The 17,450-nt window shown below is 44.7% G+C and carries 18 protein-coding genes; 12 read left to right on the top strand and 6 right to left on the bottom strand.

Going from position 1 to position 17,450, the window contains the following annotated elements; all coding sequences use genetic code 11:
- Positions 1–496: 496 nt before the first annotated feature.
- The gene (rhlP, locus tag JFT56_RS08750; protein WP_198783240.1) at positions 497–1,330 is read right to left on the bottom strand and encodes a rhombotarget lipoprotein; all 834 of its coding nucleotides are present in this window, start codon (positions 1,328–1,330) and stop codon (positions 497–499) included.
- 206 nt (positions 1,331–1,536) lie between these two features.
- A complete protein-coding gene (gene def, locus JFT56_RS08745) occupies positions 1,537–2,028 on the bottom strand; it encodes a peptide deformylase (protein ID WP_198783239.1) in 492 nt (163 codons plus the stop codon).
- Positions 2,029–2,253: 225 nt separating this feature from the next.
- On the opposite strand from def, the gene JFT56_RS08740 reads away from it, so the two are divergent.
- Both JFT56_RS08740 and JFT56_RS08735 read left to right on the top strand, forming a co-directional pair.
- Positions 2,254–2,682, top strand: coding sequence for an MGMT family protein (locus tag JFT56_RS08740; protein WP_198783238.1), 429 nt, complete (start codon positions 2,254–2,256; stop codon positions 2,680–2,682).
- Between the two features lie 183 nt (positions 2,683–2,865).
- A complete protein-coding gene (locus JFT56_RS08735) occupies positions 2,866–3,657 on the top strand; it encodes a DUF3108 domain-containing protein (protein WP_198783536.1) in 792 nt (263 codons plus the stop codon).
- 160 nt (positions 3,658–3,817) lie between these two features.
- On the opposite strand, the gene JFT56_RS08730 is transcribed toward JFT56_RS08735, so the two are convergent.
- Complete coding sequence (locus JFT56_RS08730; RefSeq protein ID WP_198783237.1) at positions 3,818–4,597, bottom strand: class II glutamine amidotransferase; 780 nt, start codon at positions 4,595–4,597, stop codon at positions 3,818–3,820.
- Positions 4,598–4,840: 243 nt separating this feature from the next.
- Between JFT56_RS08730 and fadE the strand changes: the two genes are divergently transcribed.
- Positions 4,841–7,288 carry an acyl-CoA dehydrogenase FadE gene (gene fadE / locus JFT56_RS08725; RefSeq protein WP_198783236.1) on the top strand — a complete coding sequence of 816 codons (2,448 nt, stop codon included), beginning with the start codon at positions 4,841–4,843 and terminating at the stop codon, positions 7,286–7,288.
- Between the two features lie 157 nt (positions 7,289–7,445).
- Here the strand turns inward: fadE and JFT56_RS08720 are convergent, their stop codons facing one another.
- Together JFT56_RS08720 and JFT56_RS08715 are read right to left on the bottom strand one after the other, a co-directional pair.
- Entirely contained in the window at positions 7,446–8,744 is a 1,299-nt protein-coding gene (locus tag JFT56_RS08720) for an acetamidase/formamidase family protein (protein ID WP_198783235.1), read from the bottom strand.
- A gap of 174 nt (positions 8,745–8,918) precedes the next feature.
- Complete coding sequence (locus tag JFT56_RS08715) at positions 8,919–10,817, bottom strand: cation:proton antiporter (protein ID WP_198783234.1); 1,899 nt, start codon at positions 10,815–10,817, stop codon at positions 8,919–8,921.
- Positions 10,818–11,232: 415 nt separating this feature from the next.
- Here JFT56_RS08715 and JFT56_RS08710 point away from each other — a divergent pair, with 415 nt between their 5' ends.
- Genes JFT56_RS08710 through JFT56_RS08700 form a run of 3 tightly spaced genes read left to right on the top strand, consistent with a single transcriptional unit; the run spans position 11,233 to position 12,356 of the window.
- Positions 11,233–11,559 carry a hypothetical protein gene (locus JFT56_RS08710; RefSeq protein ID WP_198783233.1) on the top strand — a complete coding sequence of 109 codons (327 nt, stop codon included), beginning with the start codon at positions 11,233–11,235 and terminating at the stop codon, positions 11,557–11,559.
- Positions 11,549–12,019 (top strand): phage holin family protein, encoded by a 471-nt coding sequence (locus JFT56_RS20100; RefSeq protein WP_198783232.1) that lies wholly within the window; start codon positions 11,549–11,551, stop codon positions 12,017–12,019. Before JFT56_RS08710 ends, JFT56_RS20100 begins: the two co-directional genes overlap by 11 nt.
- On the top strand, positions 12,009–12,356 hold the full coding sequence (locus JFT56_RS08700; protein WP_198783231.1) for a hypothetical protein: 348 nt from the start codon (positions 12,009–12,011) through the stop codon (positions 12,354–12,356). Before JFT56_RS20100 ends, JFT56_RS08700 begins: the two co-directional genes overlap by 11 nt.
- Positions 12,357–12,462: 106 nt before the next feature.
- On the opposite strand, the gene JFT56_RS08695 is transcribed toward JFT56_RS08700, so the two are convergent.
- Complete coding sequence (locus tag JFT56_RS08695; protein ID WP_198783230.1) at positions 12,463–12,882, bottom strand: PRC-barrel domain-containing protein; 420 nt, start codon at positions 12,880–12,882, stop codon at positions 12,463–12,465.
- A gap of 245 nt (positions 12,883–13,127) precedes the next feature.
- Between JFT56_RS08695 and JFT56_RS08690 the strand changes: the two genes are divergently transcribed.
- The 6 genes from JFT56_RS08690 (at position 13,128) to JFT56_RS08665 (ending at position 17,071) form a co-directional block, all read left to right on the top strand.
- Positions 13,128–13,334, top strand: coding sequence for a DUF3309 family protein (locus JFT56_RS08690; RefSeq protein WP_233095586.1), 207 nt, complete (start codon positions 13,128–13,130; stop codon positions 13,332–13,334).
- A gap of 42 nt (positions 13,335–13,376) precedes the next feature.
- Entirely contained in the window at positions 13,377–13,688 is a 312-nt protein-coding gene (locus JFT56_RS08685) for a BON domain-containing protein (RefSeq protein WP_198783229.1), read from the top strand.
- A 135-nt stretch (positions 13,689–13,823) separates the two neighbouring features.
- On the top strand, positions 13,824–14,522 hold the full coding sequence (locus JFT56_RS08680; RefSeq protein ID WP_198783228.1) for a Crp/Fnr family transcriptional regulator: 699 nt from the start codon (positions 13,824–13,826) through the stop codon (positions 14,520–14,522).
- Between the two features lie 123 nt (positions 14,523–14,645).
- Positions 14,646–15,440, top strand: coding sequence for a Crp/Fnr family transcriptional regulator (locus JFT56_RS08675; protein ID WP_198783227.1), 795 nt, complete (start codon positions 14,646–14,648; stop codon positions 15,438–15,440).
- Positions 15,441–15,783: 343 nt separating this feature from the next.
- Positions 15,784–16,152 carry a hypothetical protein gene (locus JFT56_RS08670; RefSeq protein ID WP_198783226.1) on the top strand — a complete coding sequence of 123 codons (369 nt, stop codon included), beginning with the start codon at positions 15,784–15,786 and terminating at the stop codon, positions 16,150–16,152.
- Positions 16,153–16,243: 91 nt separating this feature from the next.
- A complete protein-coding gene (locus tag JFT56_RS08665) occupies positions 16,244–17,071 on the top strand; it encodes a BON domain-containing protein (protein ID WP_198783225.1) in 828 nt (275 codons plus the stop codon).
- Positions 17,072–17,450: the final 379 nt, after the last annotated feature.

The raw sequence follows: 17,450 nt of genomic DNA, 5'->3' as shown, positions 1-17,450 counted from the left end.
ATAGCGCACAGTTAACTATCTGTATGTAAAGAACTTATCAGCTTTACTTCAAATATACCATCTAGAAAAACGCCCATGCATGTTTTCCAAACCTATTATCTAACCGTTACAACTTATAGATACCTTACTGATTTTAAATGACTTTAAATCATGTATATGGGATTTCGCGCACAGATATTGTTCTCAACGCCCTCAAAAACAAGCGTTTTCAGATATGATTGTATACCTATCTAGATTGGGACTGTTATGCGAAGCGCTTAAAGTGGGGGCTAATAGATGAGATTTTGTAGGGTAACTCGTTCGTGAACTCCAAATGAACAAAGGAGCGCTAGCAAGCTCTGGGGCAAAAGCTTTTCGCGGGATTAACCGTGTGGTTAGTTAAGATTGCCATCATTACAGCAGTGCTCTTAACGGCATAAATATCGTCCTAACTAACCTTCTCTATCTCACCTTCCCTATCTCAGTAAATAGGCCCAAACCAATCAACTCAACTCAACTATTCCCGACAGATAGTTAAACGGCGAATTGCAAATATCCCCAGTAGCGAAAGGATTAATAGGGATAAGCTACCACCGCTATAACCTTGTTTATGTTCTATGGTGGCCACCTGCTCTTCTTTAACCCGAGTTTTAAAGCGGGCGAGCTCATCATCTAAATTGACTATCATATCGTTCACAGCAAGATCAAAGCCCTCATAGGATTTCTCCCTTAGGGTTGTTGTCACGCCAACAGCGGTTGAGCGTTCTGTTAACTGATTAATGCCCGGGGCCCTAAAGAGCATCTTTTGGCTACGCATATCAAATACTGCCGTATCGACAAAGGTTTGAATGGCATTTTCATTACCTGGGATCACATACATACCCACAATAGTCCAATAAAGGATGGCGGATTTATTTTCGTGGCTTTGCATCAACTGATCGTAAGAGACCAGCGCCATTACATCGACATCGTGTAAACGGGCGACTTGCTGCAGGGTGTCAAAACCTTTGCCATTTTTAAGATAGGTGCTAGGGATGATTTCGATGCGATCTATGTAGTCGTATTTGATAAAGGATTGTTTGACCTTGTCGAGCAAGGCGATTTGCGCGCGACTATCGATGGCATCGGCTTGCCAATGGGATGAAGGTAAAAAAGCGAGCCCGACAGTAATAGGCAAACGTAGCACAGGTAGGGATGGCTGCTGAGCTTGGCGACTCTTCTCATCGGGGTAGAGATACTCGACTAAGCTACTTGATACCGCATTTTTCTCTGTGGTATTGCCGTTAAAAAATGCGCTACAGCCGCTAAGCGCTAACATCAAACTGACTAATATTATTAGCTTAAATTTCATCTGTTTCCCTACCGTATCCATACACTGACTCTGATTTTTAGCCACGAAAAGCTGGCACAATGTCGCTACCTTATCCACTCATAGGTGTAAAAACAAGCCGTTGTTCTCACATATCAAAGGGATAGTTAACAGACTCAAAAGCACAAATACACAAAAGCCGCATCAAGGTGCGGCTTTTGCGAACAAAATTGACTTCTGCTAAAAAGTTAAGCGTATTTACGCACTTTTTTAAGGGCAATTTGTTGTTTTAACATGGATAAATGTTCGATAAACACTTTACCGTGTAAATGATCGATTTCATGCTGCAATACTATGGCTAAAAACTCATCGGTTTCGATTTCAATCGCTTTGCCAGTCCTGTCTAAGGCGGTGACTTTGACCTTTTCAAACCGGGTCACTTTAGCGCGATAACCAGGGATCGACAGACAACCTTCTTCACCGATAAACTCGCCTGACTTTTCGACGATTTCTGGATTAATCAGTACTAAAGGTTGGTCACGATCGTCAGATAAATCGATCACGATAATCGCATCCGTACTGCCGACTTGCGTTGCCGCTAAACCGATACCATCGTCCGTGTGGTACATGGTTTCGATTAAGTCATCGATAAATCCCTGAACGGCATCAATATCTTTTACTGGTTGCGCTTTACGTTTAAGACGCTCATCGGGGATTGTCAAAATATTGAGTACGGCCATGCTGATTATCTTCTCTCATCGAGTCAAAAAAATTGGCGCTATTATGGACTATTTCAGCCTTTACACAATATTTTCGCCATAAATAGTTTAATAATTACGATCACAATCGAGTATACAGATAACAATATCATCATCCATACACGGGCTTTCGCAATTTTTTCGTTTAACGTTAAACTGGCAAACCTAAAGACGAGCGAATAGACATACGCACAAGAGCCCTTATTTATGCCATCGTTTCCAAAAGATAAATCACCACTATATGCCTATTTAACACAAGACGAAGCCGCCTTAGAAGCTCAAACTGCGAAGGCAGAGCCCTTATCGCCTATGGCCAAAATTTGGCATATTGTTGCCATGATCCCGCAGGGACGTGTTAGCAGTTATGGTAAAGTTGCCGATTTAGCCGGGCTACCAGGCAGAGCCAGATATGTCTCTAAGGCACTCAAATCGGCCCCCGAACATTTGTCACTTCCATGGCATAGGGTGCTTAACAGTCAGGGCCAAATTTCCTTTGAAAAAAATTCAACCGCGTTTCAGGAACAGATGGAATTATTGCGAATCGAAGGTGTAATAGTGAACCGCGGCAAAGTAAAATTGTCTGAATTTGAGTGGCGGCCTGATATGGCAACCTTAGTTATGGCCATGCCATTTTAGATTAATTTACTGATCTACAACCTATTTACACGTTAGGCAGCCTCAGCTATAACCTAGCGATGGGCATAATCGTTAGCGAATGAAAGCGGTGTAAGTAATATGCAATTCAACCCATTTTTATTCCGTTCGGCGCCCTGTCGCGCCGCGAAACAAGGTGAAAACCTAGGATACAAGGAGCATTATTTGCGCACTATTTCCACGTTATTATTGATTTTATCCGCGCTCAGCCACAGCCTTTTTGCCATGGCAGCCCCCACACCATTAACACCACAAACGGCTGAATACCAAGTAAATTACGGTGATATTGAATTAGGTAAGGCCAAATATAATCTGCCGCAGATGGAAGATGGTGTATTCAAATATCGTTTCGATAGCGATCTAAGCCTGTTACTGCTCACCGACGTTCGCCATATATTGAGTGAATTCAGCCAAGATGGCGAGCAGCTGCTACCGCTGCGATACTTGCATCAACGTCAGGGTGTTGGCCCCAATTTCACAGAGCAAACGGCTTTTGCCAAGGCCCAGGGTTTTATCCATACCCGCTATAAGGACGAGAAAGGCAAGTTCCCATTCGAAGGGGATATATTTGATCCTCTGATGGTGCAGCTACAATTTAGGCTCGACATTAGCGCGGGTAAGGATGTGCTCGATTACAAGATGGTGAAAGACAATGAAGTCGATGAATATAAGTTTCATGTTATCGGCAAGGAACGTATGACCATAGAAAGTGGCAGTTACGACACGGTCAAAATTGAAGTGGTTAGAGATAATAAGAAACGCCAAACCTTCTTTTGGATGGCGCCGGATTTAGCCTACCTGCCCGTGCGCCTCACGCACTTCGAAAAAGGCAGTAAGCAGCTCGATATTAAACTGCTTAAATATCATTTCGATGAGAAAGTATCAGCCGAACCCGCCTCGACTGCCACGCACGAATCGCACAAGGCGCCAAAACTGCTAGGCACGGATGAGAATTAACCCAAGCAGCAACCAATAAGCAATTAATCCTAGGCTGGCTAATAAACCCGTGTGGCAGATGGCGCTATTTTATACGCGACTCTGCCATCACCGCGTTGCTTGGCACATGGAGCACAAAGGCCAAAGGTCACAGTCAAAGCCGGGATAACCAAGGTTAGACTCAGCAATCGATTAGCGGCTCACCCAAGCGGAATAATTTCCAATTACCTGGCTGCATGACATGCCAGTTTTCATTCTCAGTTAATGGCCGAGTGGCGATCACTGTCACTACATCGTGGGGAGTTGTTTCCTTATCAAAATCAATCACTACATCCGTGTCGATCAGTTTTGCTTTGCCAAAAGGCGCGCGGCGAGTGATGTAACATAAGTTGTTACTGCAATAACTCATCAAGTGCTCGCCATCGCTTAAGATCATATTAAACACCCCAAGGGCGCGAATTTGCTCGGCAAGTGATGCGACAAATCGAAATACCGCCAGCATATCCTCGGGGCGACGGTCGCCAAACTTGGCCGCAACTTGCTCGAGTATCCAGCAAAAAGCGAGTTCACTGTCGGTGTCGCCTACGCTCTGATAACGCGAGACCTGAAACTTGGTCTGATAGTCCGTCAACTGGCCATTATGGGCATAGGTCCAATAACGGCCCCATAACTCGCGGGTGAAAGGGTGAGTGTTTTCCAGCGATACACAACCGCGATTAGCTTGACGAATATGGCTTATCACTACCTCACTCTTAATGGGGTAGGATTGGATCAATTTGGCAATATGGGATTCACTGCTCGGGCAAGCATCTTTAAAAGTACGGCTACCTTTACCCTCATAAAAAGTGATCCCCCAACCGTCAACATGGGGCCCCGTGACCCCACCACGTTGCGCTAATCCCGTAAAACTAAACACAATATCGGTCGGCACATTGGCACTCATCGCCAGTAATTCACACATATCTCTCGCCTATTTTCTCTCAACGCTCTACGGTTTTGCATTGTAACTAGTTGATGACATTTGTGGAATGATCAAAATCGACAAAAAATTTAAACAATTGTTTGAAAAATGCTTGTATTAAAATTGCCTTAGGTTTAACTTTTATGCGACACAGGTCTGACCACAAACTATAATTGTGATCGCAATCAACAAAACTCGCTATGACCTGTGGTTGGCACTCGGTCATACTTAAGGAGAATTACAGTGACTACCCTACTTTGGATCATCGCCATGATCTTAGTGCTAGGAGCCCTAGCTTACCTTCGGGTATCTTTGCTCACTGCCACTATTGCAGCCGCTGTTGTGATGACAGCAGGATGGACACTCGATGTTGTCGGCCCTATCTCTTGGATCATTTTCCTCGTGATCGCGCTGCCACTGAACATCAGTGCATTTAGACAAAATGTGATCAGTCGCCCACTGATGAAGGTATACCGTGGCATTATGCCGGAAATGTCTTCAACCGAAAAAGAAGCGATTGAAGCCGGCACCACTTGGTGGGAAGCAGATCTGTTTGCGGGTAACCCTAACTGGAAAAAACTCCATAACTACCCAGTTGCGCGTTTAAGTGCAGATGAACAAGCCTTCCTCGATGGCCCAGTTGAAGAAGTGTGCCGCATGGTGAACCAGCACCAAGTATCACACCAACTCGCTGATTTGCCTGCTGAAGTATGGCAATACCTCAAAGATCACGGTTTCTTCGCCATGATCATTAAGAAAAAGTACGGCGGTTTAGAATATTCAGCTTATGCCCAATCCCGCGTGTTACAAAAGCTGGCGGGCTTAAGCAGCGAATTGGCTTCAACTGTTGGCGTACCTAACTCTTTAGGCCCTGGCGAATTGCTGCAACACTATGGCACGCCTGAACAACAAAACTACTATTTACCCCGTTTAGCCAAAGGGTTAGAAGTGCCCTGTTTCGCCCTGACCAGCCCTGAGGCCGGTAGCGATGCGGGTTCTATCCCTGACTTTGGTATCGTGTGTAAAGGCAAGTGGGAAGGTGAAGAAGTTCTGGGGATGAAACTGACCTGGAACAAGCGTTATATCACCCTCGCCCCTGTCGCGACCGTATTAGGTTTAGCGTTTAAACTGCGCGATCCTGATCATCTACTCGGTGATAAAGAAGAACTCGGCATTACCTGTGCGCTGATCCCAACCGATGTTGAAGGCGTTGAAACTGGTCGTCGTCACTTCCCGCTGAACTGTATGTTCCAAAACGGTCCAACCCGCGGCAACGAAGTGTTCGTCCCATTAAGCTTTATTATTGGCGGCCCGAAAATGGCAGGCCAAGGCTGGCGCATGCTGGTGGAATGTTTATCTGTGGGTCGTGGTATTACTCTGCCATCAAACTCTGCCGGTGGCGTGAAAACCGCAGCCTTAGCAACCGGTGCCTATGCGCGTATTCGTCGCCAATTCAAACTCCCTATTGGTAAGTTAGAAGGGATTGAAGAGCCAATGGCACGCATCGGTGGTAACGCCTACCTGATGGACGCGGTAACGTCATTAACCACTACAGGTATCGACTTAGGTGAAAAACCTTCGGTTATCTCGGCTATCGTGAAATATCACCTGACAGATCGTATGCAGAAATGCGTAATCGATGCCATGGATATCCACGGCGGTAAAGGTGTGTGTTTAGGCCCTAACAACTACTTAGGCCGTGGCTATCAAGCCGCGCCCATTGCGATTACTGTTGAAGGCGCAAATATCCTGACTCGTTCGATGATCATCTACGGCCAAGGCGCTATCCGTTGCCATCCGTACGTGCTCGCAGAAATGGAGTCCGCGTTTGATAATGAATCTGGCCAAGGCTTAGCTAACTTCGATGCGGCAATTTTCGGTCACATTGGTTTTGCGACCAGTAACTTTGTCCGTAGCTTCTGGTTAGGATTAACCTCAAGCCGCTTCTCTAATGCGCCTTACTCTGATAAAACCAAGCGTTATTATCAACATATGAACCGTTTCAGTGCCAACCTTGCCCTGCTTTCTGACTTAGCTATGGCAACTTTGGGTGGTAACTTAAAACGTAAAGAACGTATCTCAGCCCGTTTAGGTGATCTATTAAGCCAGCTATATCTTGCATCGGCGACGCTCAAGCGTTACCAAGATGAAGGCCGTCAAACCGACGACTTGCCATTGGTACAATGGGCGGTTGAAGATGCTCTGTACAAGTTACAGGCTTCATTAGACGACTTATTGGATAACTTCCCTATGGGCCTTGGCGGCGTATTACGCGCAGTGATGTTCCCATTCGGCCGTCCACTGAAACGTCCAAGCGATGTGCTAGATCATAAAGTGGCTAAGATCATGCAAACGCCCTGTGAGAGCCGTGATCGTTTAGGTAAGGGCCAGTTCTGGACTAACTCTGAGCACAATGCTGTGGGTATTCAAGAACAAACGCTCAAAGATATCCTCGCCTCAGAGCCTTTATTCGATAAGGTATGCAAGGCCAGCGGTAAACGTCTGCCATTTATGTGGTTAGATAAAGTCGCCGCAGAGGGTAAAGCCCTAGGGGTATTGAGCGATGCCGAAGTGCAATTACTTGAAAGAGCAGAAATTGGTCGTATGAAGTCTATCAATGTGGATGACTTTGACCCAGCCGAACTGCGCCCTGAAGTGGTTGCCACCGTTTCACAGGAACGCGCTGCGTAATCCACTCAGTAAGATCCAAAACTACAAAAAGGAGGCTAATTAGCCTCCTTTTTTTATAGTAAGTGTCCCGTTCCGGATCCGCCGCTCAAGATGATACGAACCCAATCAGAGAAAACTTCACAGCTACATGACTAAAGCTATTTTGCATTAACATAGCTTACCCTTTACCCTTCAAACGAGGCATAGTCAGCAGTGTCTTATCAAGCTTCAAGGCAACACCAACACTGCGCCCCGCGAGATTAGGAACAGAATAATGAGCAGCACTGCCGAGGAGAATCGCACATTCTGGCAGCGTCAAGCCATAATCTTGTTGTAACCATTGAATAAGCCCTGTCGTCGCCGAGCGTAATGCCTCATCTAATGATCCCGCCTGACCTAAGACCATAAGCTGATCCGGTGATTCAACACGCGGCATCGCTATCGATTTAGCTTTGATCACATCAACCGTGAATTCTACATCCATAGAGGTTTCTAAAGCATACTGCGAGGTTTCACCATCTCCCTGCAACGCATGAGCATCGCCAAGATAGAGTAAAGCACCGGGTTGTTGCACGGGTAAATAAACAATATTGCCTTCAATCACTTCGTTAAAGTCCATGTTACCGCCAAAACGTCCGGTATCACCCGTAGATATCGGCGCAGAGCCAAAACCAGGTGCAACCGCAAGCCCGCCTAGCATAGGCCGCACTTTAACTGTGTAGTCTTTTAAATGTTCAGTTGGCGTTTCCAAGCTTGCAATTCCGCGCTCTCTGTCCAATTTCCAGCGCACAGGCTTGCCAAGTTCATCCGCTTGAGTCGCAAAACGAGCCCCCAATGCTCGCCCAACAATCGCATCCAAACTATCAGCATAATCTCGATTCAATCTAAGGCGATTTATCCGTATTACCAGCGTATCCCCTGGCGCTGCTGTGGCAATAAAGAAAGGGCCAGTTTGCGGATTTCCAAATAGAGCCTTAGTCTCACCATGCTCATCGACCCCACCCGAGTCAATCGTTTTTGTTTGTACTGTATCACCTGGCCAAATCGTAAGGACGGGGGTGCGATGAGGATCAAATAGATTGGAATAGTTCGTTGGCATGAATTCATAAAGCCGCGGTTGGCCTTCTGGACGGGTGGCTATTTTCCGTGCCGAGAAGGCATGTTTCACTCGAACACTCGGATTATTGGTATCCGGAAAATCGGCAATACCATCGATGGTATTGTCTTGCATCTTACCCTCATAGTTATAGACAGTGCCATCCATATTAATGCTTTCAAATATGAGACTTGCGCCTTGGCGATGTCCGCTCAGCTTGTCACCATCTATATCACCACTGAGATTGTCACCGTTGAGTGTTAAAGTCAGTGTGCCATATACAGGATTACCCCAGAGATCCGTTGTTAGTAGCCATTGGTCAGCAGCTTGCACCTGCCCGAACACAAGACTCAAGTACATGAGTGTGGAATATTTCAACATTGGTATTCTCCAGTTTAACTTGCGAATATAAGGGTGAGCTTGTCGTATTAACAAGATAAAACATGGCAGTGATACCCTATTACATGCTCAAGCTAACTCTTTATCACGTTATCTGCCACCCCTTGTCTGCTTCGTCACTAATTATAGTGTTAGCATCTGTTTTTTAAGTCTTAATTACTCAGTAACCTCCTCCGCTTTAGTTTTAGCAAGTGCCGCTTCTTCCGCCACTTTGGCCTGCGCCACAATCGCTTCTTGCTCCGCAATCGCCTGTTGGATTTTGGCTTCTTCAAGGGCTTCAACTGGCAATAGGCTGATTAACTCGATGCCACTAGGGAATTGGGTATCATTGCCAGAAACTATGGTCACTTTGCCTTCTTTGGTTAAATACACTAAGGGCAAAGCAGTTTCACCATAACGCTTACGGAAATGCTCAAAGGTAAAGTTTTCGGTTAAGTTTGTAACTTTAAGCTGCGCCCCTTTCGCCATTTGGCTGGCGATTTTGGCGTAGGAAACCGCATCACCAAAGAGGCATAACCGCTGTTTATAGGACTCAGATAACTGATGCCGTGCACTGCCCTGCTCAGCATTGTTAAGACCAAAAACCTTCTTTAAGCCTAATAGGTCTTGAAAATAAAAGGTCACCAGCGGGTTTAACTGTTTGTAGGGCGACATGATCAGCACTCGGCCAATCCCAGTTAAATCCATATAGGTTTCAGCATGTTCCGAGGCAGGATTACCAAAATACACCGGAATATTATCCATCCGCGCGAGGCGAATGTTATCCCAGTTGCTGTCGGCCAGCAGCACTTTCACATCCTTCGCCTTTAGGATTTTTGCCAACTCGCGGGAAAACTTAGAGGCACCGAAAATTAATAAGCCTTGAGCCGAACCCGATGTTACCCCAAGGTATTTCGCCCAGCGGCCCGCGGTTAAACTTTGAATAACCACAGTGCCGATAATGATTAAAAATACTAAAGGCACAATAGCATCGGCGCCCTGCACATTATTGGCTTCTAATTTAATCGCAAATAATGACGACACCGCCGCGGCAACAATCCCCCGCGGCGCAATCCAACATAAAAACCACTTATCCGCTTTTGATAGTGACGTTCCAATGCCAGACACCCAAATACTCAATGGCCTTGCGATTAGCATAGTGACCGCGAGGACCCCAACACCGCCCCAACCTAAATCCATCATGGCGTTGGAATCTAAGCGCGCCGCCAATAAAATAAACAAGGCAGAAATCAGCAGTACAGTTAAGGTCTCTTTAAATTCAAGAATTTCTGCAATATCCACCCCTCGCATATTGGCGAGCCAAATGCCCATGACTGTCACCGTCAGTAATCCCGATTCTTCCTGTAAGAGATTTGATGCCACAAAAATCCCTAACATCAGAGTTAACACCGCAGTGTTACGCAAATAATGGGGTAAAAGGTTATGGCGCAATACTTGGCCAACGAGATAACCAGATATCGCCCCCAGCCCGAGGCCAAGTGACAGCATAGAACCTAAAGCAAAAAGCACATGGGTGGTGGGGTCGCCAGATACCGTAATATATTCAAACACTAATACAGCTAACAATGCACCTATGGGATCAATCACTATCCCCTCCCAGCGCAGAATACTGGCAAGCTGCGACTTAGGTCGCACACTTCTAAGCATAGGCACAATCACAGTTGGGCCAGTTACAACCACCAATGCACCAAACAATAGGGCGATATCCAAACTAAAATCGAGTAGATAAAAAGTGGCGCCGCTGATACAGGCCCAAGTGATGAAAGTACCAATGGTCACAAGATGAGTTACCATACGGCCATGATCTTTGATTTCTTTAAAATTGAGGGTTAATGCACCTTCAAACAGAATCACCGCAACCCCAAGGGAAATAATGGGAAACAGCAAATCGCCAAATATCGCATCGGGATTGAGCACCCCAAATCCGGGTCCGAGAGTCAGCCCACAGAGCAGCAGAGGTAAAATGGCAGGTAGCCTTAACTTCCAACCAATCCATTGACAGAAAAGTGATAGCACGCCAATCAGTGCTAACATCCCAGTAATTTGTTCAACCATATAACATCCTTTAGGTGAAAAGCTCAATACCAAAGAGTTGAGCTATAACAATGAAGACGACTTTAGTGAACTCAACACTGAATTTATCGAGTAGATATACAATAACAGTAAAAATCTAAACACCCGACACTATAAAACAGGTACTCCAATGAGTTTGAGTATTTAGGACACAAGCAAATTTAGTTAAATGCCCAACGCATTAAAATTAATACAAATTATTTACTGATTGATAAAATTGCTGTTAAAAAGAGATATGAACAAAATTAGCCAGTTAACTATAGCTAAAGTGCCATCTCAATTACATAACTAACAAAGTGGGTGCGCCATCGCACGGAATAAAAATTTTAAAGCTGCAAGAGTAAGTATCCTGCCCCATAAAGCAATTCTGCGACTAGGGCATCTATTTGAGGTACCTATGCAAACACCCATAGACACAACTAAAACCACTACAGATACTAAATCAAAGGGCTTAAACAATGCTATTGATGATGCTTTGGCTGAGGCACACCCAGCCATTGACCACTTAAGTGCTAAAGCCCATGATACTGTTGATAAACTTACCAGTGCAGCCAGTCAAGGCGTTGAGAATTTTGACATGCGCTCTGAGCAGCTAAATGCAACAGGGATCCGTTTAGGCAATGCTGTGCGCGGTCAAATACAACGCCGTCCAATCACAGTGCTGAGTGCAGCCCTCCTCACTGGGTTTGCTCTTAGCTGGTTGCTGAAATCCCGTGCCGACTAAAATACCAACTGCCAAGGTGCCTACACAAACCGAGACGATAGCAGAGTCCTTACCCAACAATAACACTAGCCTTAGCGGACTGCTTACTCAGTTTATCCAGCAAGTCCGCATTCAGTGTAGGCAACAATTACAATTGCTTACTCTTGAAATTCAGCGTGCTGCAGAAAGCCTAGTTGCAATGTGCATCCTTGGCTTTTTTATAGCTTTATTGCTGTTAAGCACTTGGGTGTTATCCTTGCAATTGCTGTGGTTAGGCCTTCAAGCCATTGGACTTTTGCCCTGGCAAGGTATACTGCTGCTATGGTTGCTACAACTATTGGCTATTTTTGTTTGCGTAAGGTTGATCCGTTATCACAGTCGTTTTCTGCGGTTTCCAGCCACCATTGAAAGTCTATCGGTGACAAAGGTAGAGACGGCTACATCGTCCCCCCAAGAGCCAAGGAGCAGTAATGATGTCTAAACAGGATAATCTCAGCAATAACATTCAACAATGTCTGGATCATTTACAACATACCGGCACCAAGCGCCAACAACTGCAAACGCAAATGGCCACAAAACTGAAGTCATCAGTCATTCAAGGGGGAGTGTTACTGGGTGTAGGATTAATATGGTGCTACACAGCAAACCACAGCAAGCAACCGTTACATCAAGTCCGTACAAGTCTGTTTCTATGGCTAGCACCACTTCGCAGTTATTCATTCTGGTTACTTTGGGGATTACGCTGGATCAAACCTTTGTTGTTAGCTCGCATACAGCCAACCATGGCTGCAACGCTAAGCAAACCAACTCCTAGATAAAATGCGTTTGGACGACGACCTAGCAGTTACAATCAACTCGTTCATATTTTCTATCAATGATTGAATGAAAAAAGCAGGAGAGAAATCCCTGCTTTTTATTATAAAATTATTCGTGCTGACTACCATAATAATTATGCAGATTTTTTTCCCATTCAACATCTGCCATATTTGGCCAATGACCTTTGTCAAAACCTGGTGCCGTTTTTAATCTTTCTAATGATAAGTCCATCACGAAACATTTTTCCACAGGATTAAGTGTCAGCATCTTCCAAGGCACAGCAAAAAGCTTTTCTCCAAAGCCAAAATAAGTACTGAATGAGAGTACCGCATAACCGACACGGCCAGTTCCTACTTCAAGCATAATTTCTTTGATGTCCCCTAAGATCTCATCAGCATGGTTAACAACACTGTTGCCGATCAGAGTTTCAGCCCCCATCAGATATGGACCAGGTCCCTGCGTCGATAATGGCTCAGCGAACTGTGGGTTATTATAAATACCGTATATATCGCGATCATGATAATTCATTTTGTTGACCTCTGTGGTGCTGCTCATGGATCTGAGCAACAAGGTAAGTGAAGCTCCAAACGTTGGGCTCTATATAAAACATGTCCGTCACCAGACATTGGCCAAAGTATGCCTTCTTGCAATCACGATCTCTGTTCGACATGCCACTTATTGGATTAACGAATTAAATAACTAAAACACTTCAACTCACACCTCTTGTGCGTGCGCCAGCGTACCGACATACGGTTTATTAGGGTGCAAACTCAATGTTACCCGGTGCAAAAGTTGTTCCGGCATCAGGAATACTCGCCATGTCTATTGCTACTATATTATTGATTATTTTAATTTTGTTATTCCTTGGCATGCTCCCCACCTGGCCTCATAGCCGAAACTGGGGTTATCGCCCCGGTGGCATTATAGGCATCGTGGTACTGGTGCTGGTTATATTGCTGTTAACTGGCCGCATTAGCTAATGGACCATTACCATTCTTACTATTTATCAAAAGGATAATCTGATGAAAACAATTAAAGTTTTAAGTCTCTTTCTGCTCGCCATGGGTCTAGCCGCTGTCGCCAGTTGCAGCTCCGATTATAACAAAGAAGGCACAGGTGAGTATTTCGACGATAGTGTGGTCACTACTAAAGTTAAAGCGGCCATTTTAGGTGAAAAAAACTTAAGTGTGGCTGAAATTAATGTTGAAACATTTAAAGGCGTGGTTCAGCTCAGCGGGTTTGTCAAATCACGTGAGGATATCAATACTGCAGTAAAAGTAACAAGCAAAGTTCCAGGTGTCATTTCAGTCAAAAACGATATACAGCTAAAATAACCCTTCACTCGACTTCGACTAGACCAATTGGTCATTTAGCTTCAGTCATTCCGCAACCCGTTCTGGCGTTGCGGATTTTCTTTTTGCAGCTGATTTTCTGGTGTTAGGCCTGAGCCACCAGTGGTAGGAATAGTAATGTCAAAAATAATTCAAAATACACTAGCACCACAGGTTCAGAATCAATTGATCCATGACCTACCCGCTTTAGAGCAAGTAGAATTATTATCACAAGCTAAATTAGTCCAACTTAACTTCGCTGACTTACTGTGTCAGCCAGGGGAGTTATATCAATACGTTTATTTTCCGTTAACGGCCTTTATTTCATTGATCGCTAAACTGCCAAAACACCCTGCATTGGAAATGGGCTTAATTGGCTATGAAGGCATGCTTGGTGCAACAACGTTGTTGAGCACTCGACAAGTCCCTTCTGAGGCAATTATCCAAGGTTCAGGTAAAGCCTGGCGTATCCCAATTGCAACGTTTGAAGACTTACTTGCTCAAAGCAGCAGTCTGAGACAGATATTGGAAACTTACCTATACCAATTATTATGCCAATTATCACAAAATGCCGTCTGCGCACATTTTCACTCAGTCGAATCTCGGCTTGCACGCTGGCTATTAATGAGTCATGACCGCATACAGACTAATGAGCTGTTTCTCACCCATCAGTTTTTATCTGATATGTTGGGTGTTAGGCGAAGCAGTATTACCGAGGCCGCGGGAGAATTGCAGGCCAGCGGCTGTATTTCATATAACCGTGGGCGGTTATATATCCTCGACAGACAAGGTCTGCTGGCTCGTTGCTGCAGTTGTTATCATTTAATGCGTACTTAACAGTATCTTTTTTACTCCACAAACCAACAAAAATGCCATTATGTGTGCTAGCGTACATAGCATTGATACTTTGCGCTGTAACCTCTATAAACGACACTAAAGCACAAGGACACACTATAAGTCATGGACACACAACAATTGGAAGCGGTGCCAGAACAGGCACTGAAAAAGGCTAATGCCCCCCCCCCCGAAAACAACCGGTTACTAAACGACTTACCTGATGAAGTCAAACAGCGTATTTTCCCGCATCTAGAGCTAGTGTCATTAGAGCTTGGTGACGTGGTCTGCGAAGCTGGCTCGAAGCTGCGTTATGTCTATTTTCCACTGGACTCTATTATTTCACTGCTCTATGTGATGGAAAATGGTGCATCTGCTGAAATTGCAGTCGTTGGCAATGATGGCATGGTCGGCGTTGCACTGTTTATGGGGGGAGAAAGCACCACGAGTCGAGCCGTAGTACAAAGCGCTGGCGTTGCTTATCGGTTGTTTGGTCAACGGCTCAAAGACGAATTTAACCGCCATGGTGCTCTGCTCCACCTCTTGCTACGTTATAGCCAAGTATTGCTCACCCAAATGGCCCAAACGGCAGTTTGCAATCGCCACCATAGTATTGAACAGCAACTATGTCGCTGGCTGTTACTCTCTATCGATAGGCTATCGGATGATCGCGTATTGATGACGCAGGAATTAATTGCCAATATGCTTGGCGTACGCCGAGAAGGCGTCACAGATGCGGCTGGAAAACTGCAACGAATGGGAATAATCAATTACAGTCGCGGTAATATTGAGGTACTGAACCGCAAATTGCTGGAGCAAACCTGTTGCGAATGTTACTCCGTCGTTAAGCAGGAGTCAGAACGTCTGATGCCACTAAAAAATAGTCAACCTCGCAGGCTATTTCAGTCATACATACTCTAGATAAACTTTACCGTTGTAAAACCCTATTTTACTAAGGTGAAAGTTCAGGCTTCAGATAGCAAAGCTGTCTGTGGTACACCCTAAATAAATCGGGCAGTCATCAAAACTAGATACGCAAGGATAGCGTGTACTGATACTGCCAATCCCAAACGCCTGCACAACCACCGCAATTCCTTGCACTTATCATCAAACGACTTTCCTTTAAATCCACAAAGTGCCTACATCTAAATGCTAATGCCACGGACTGCATGCGCGCTAACGCACAGACGTTCAATATTTAACAGGTCATTCTGAATATACGGTTCATGCACTCTTGCACTGCACCGGATTACTTGAGGTTTATATGAATAAATTCACTGAACAAAATAAAACCATCGTTAAAGATGAACAGAATACTAAAACCAACAAAGCCAATCCTCCGGTCACCGCTAGCAACAACCAAACGGGTAAAACTATCGCAGGAGATAAAGCTAAACAGGAGGTTGATGTCAGCCAAAATACCGAAAAACAGCAAAAAGATGCCTTTAACGGTAAATGGCAAAGCCAGATCCAAGCCGCAAAAGGTAATTGGAGCAAAATCAGCGAAGCTGAATTACTTAAATCGAACGGCAATGAAGCCAACCTAAATGAACTCGTGCAAAAGCATTATTCATTGAGCCGAGATGACTCGAGCAAACAGGTAAAAAGCTTTATTGATAAATGTAAATGCTAAACCTTGCGGTTGTACTGAATAACAACCGTATTTAGCTTAGGCCAGTGTCGCTATTGCTGCACTGGTTCTCTTTCTGTTAGGGAGTACCATCATGAATTTATCGTATCGCAAATTTATTTTTACCTTAGCCATCTTACTCACCCTTTCGCCACTACTGTCAGTATCGGCCGCTGATACAGCAACGAAAGCAATGGATGATGTACGCCAAGAAAGCCAAATTGCAACAAGTTATGCCCTCAACCCCTATTTACGCGCTAATGATCTAAAAGTCACAGTACAAAAAGGTAAAGCAGTATTGACAGGTAAAGTGGACGAAAAAATCAGTAAAGAACTCGCTGGTGAAATAGCTCAGGGCGTATCAGGTATTAAAGATGTTGATAACCAGATAGTCGTTGACATCAATTATATGCCCAAAGTTAACCCAAATGGTTTTGGTGACAAAATTGATGATGCCAATATCTCGGCCGCTATTCGCTCTAAATTGCAATGGAATAAAGATGTCGATGACGTCGGCACAGAAGTCATGACTAAATCCGGACGAGTCACGCTAAATGGCACAGTAAACAACCAGAACGCAAAAGATATTACTCATCGGTTGGCACTCAATACTCGCGGCGTAAAATCAGTCACCAATAATTTGAAAATTCAGAGCGCTACGATAACCAAAGACGAAAATGCCAAGCTGAAAGAAAAAGCTGAGAGTAACAACATCTCAGATAGCTGGATCACCGCCAAAGTAAAATCTAGTTTTATGTATTCGAGCAATATTAATGGCTCTGATATTAATGTCAGCACTAACAACGGTATTGTGACACTGACAGGCAAAGTCAGCAGCGGCAGCGAACAATCATTAGCAGTTGAAACAGCACAGAATATTCGTGGTGTTAAAAGTGTCACATCCAAAGCATTAACATTTTAATAACACCAACTAATTCAGGCATAGTGTTATTGATCAGCATCTTTAATTGTGTGTCTTTCGATGAGGCTTTCGCCTTTATATTGGCAATATCGCGCAGCGATAAGCCTATGAACGAGAGGCATGGATGCCGAACAGGGCTGTAAAGCAAGGATGCTGTTGGACGGGACTCGAACCTGCGCCCCCGGCGTGACAGGCCGACTTCTGTTTATAAAGAGTCTAATATCTCCATGGAAGGAGTGTATGCTCAACATTGTCAGGAACAATGTGAGTCCAACTGAACTACCGCGCTTTTAAATTTCACCAACAAAACGAAAAAAGCCTCTGCATTGCTGCAAAGGCTTTCATCTTTATTTGGCGGGTGAATATCGCGCAGCGATAA

This window comes from Shewanella putrefaciens, from assembly GCF_016406305.1.
GTDB classification, from domain to species: Bacteria; Pseudomonadota; Gammaproteobacteria; order Enterobacterales; family Shewanellaceae; genus Shewanella; species Shewanella putrefaciens_C.
The sequence above is the reverse complement of the archived record's forward strand: the minus strand, read 5'-3'. Positions and strand labels throughout refer to the sequence as shown.

Bases quoted from the DNA above. Each gene is read 5' to 3' on its own strand.
- JFT56_RS08665 (WP_198783225.1), top strand. From the start codon at position 16,244: ATGAATTTATCGTATCGCAAATTTATTTTTACCTTAGCCATCTTACTC.
- JFT56_RS08675 (WP_198783227.1), top strand. From the start codon at position 14,646: ATGGACACACAACAATTGGAAGCGGTGCCAGAACAGGCACTGAAAAAG.
- def (WP_198783239.1), bottom strand. From the start codon at position 2,028: ATGGCCGTACTCAATATTTTGACAATCCCCGATGAGCGTCTTAAACGT.
- JFT56_RS08710 (WP_198783233.1), top strand. From the start codon at position 11,233: ATGCAAACACCCATAGACACAACTAAAACCACTACAGATACTAAATCA.
- JFT56_RS08715 (WP_198783234.1), bottom strand. From the start codon at position 10,817: ATGGTTGAACAAATTACTGGGATGTTAGCACTGATTGGCGTGCTATCA.
- JFT56_RS08740 (WP_198783238.1), top strand. From the start codon at position 2,254: ATGCCATCGTTTCCAAAAGATAAATCACCACTATATGCCTATTTAACA.
- JFT56_RS08700 (WP_198783231.1), top strand. From the start codon at position 12,009: ATGATGTCTAAACAGGATAATCTCAGCAATAACATTCAACAATGTCTG.
- rhlP (WP_198783240.1), bottom strand. From the start codon at position 1,330: ATGAAATTTAAGCTAATAATATTAGTCAGTTTGATGTTAGCGCTTAGC.
- JFT56_RS08670 (WP_198783226.1), top strand. From the start codon at position 15,784: ATGAATAAATTCACTGAACAAAATAAAACCATCGTTAAAGATGAACAG.
- JFT56_RS08695 (WP_198783230.1), bottom strand. From the start codon at position 12,882: ATGAATTATCATGATCGCGATATATACGGTATTTATAATAACCCACAG.
- JFT56_RS08690 (WP_233095586.1), top strand. From the start codon at position 13,128: ATGTTACCCGGTGCAAAAGTTGTTCCGGCATCAGGAATACTCGCCATG.
- JFT56_RS08685 (WP_198783229.1), top strand. From the start codon at position 13,377: ATGAAAACAATTAAAGTTTTAAGTCTCTTTCTGCTCGCCATGGGTCTA.
- JFT56_RS08730 (WP_198783237.1), bottom strand. From the start codon at position 4,597: ATGTGTGAATTACTGGCGATGAGTGCCAATGTGCCGACCGATATTGTG.
- JFT56_RS08680 (WP_198783228.1), top strand. From the start codon at position 13,824: ATGTCAAAAATAATTCAAAATACACTAGCACCACAGGTTCAGAATCAA.
- JFT56_RS08720 (WP_198783235.1), bottom strand. From the start codon at position 8,744: ATGTTGAAATATTCCACACTCATGTACTTGAGTCTTGTGTTCGGGCAG.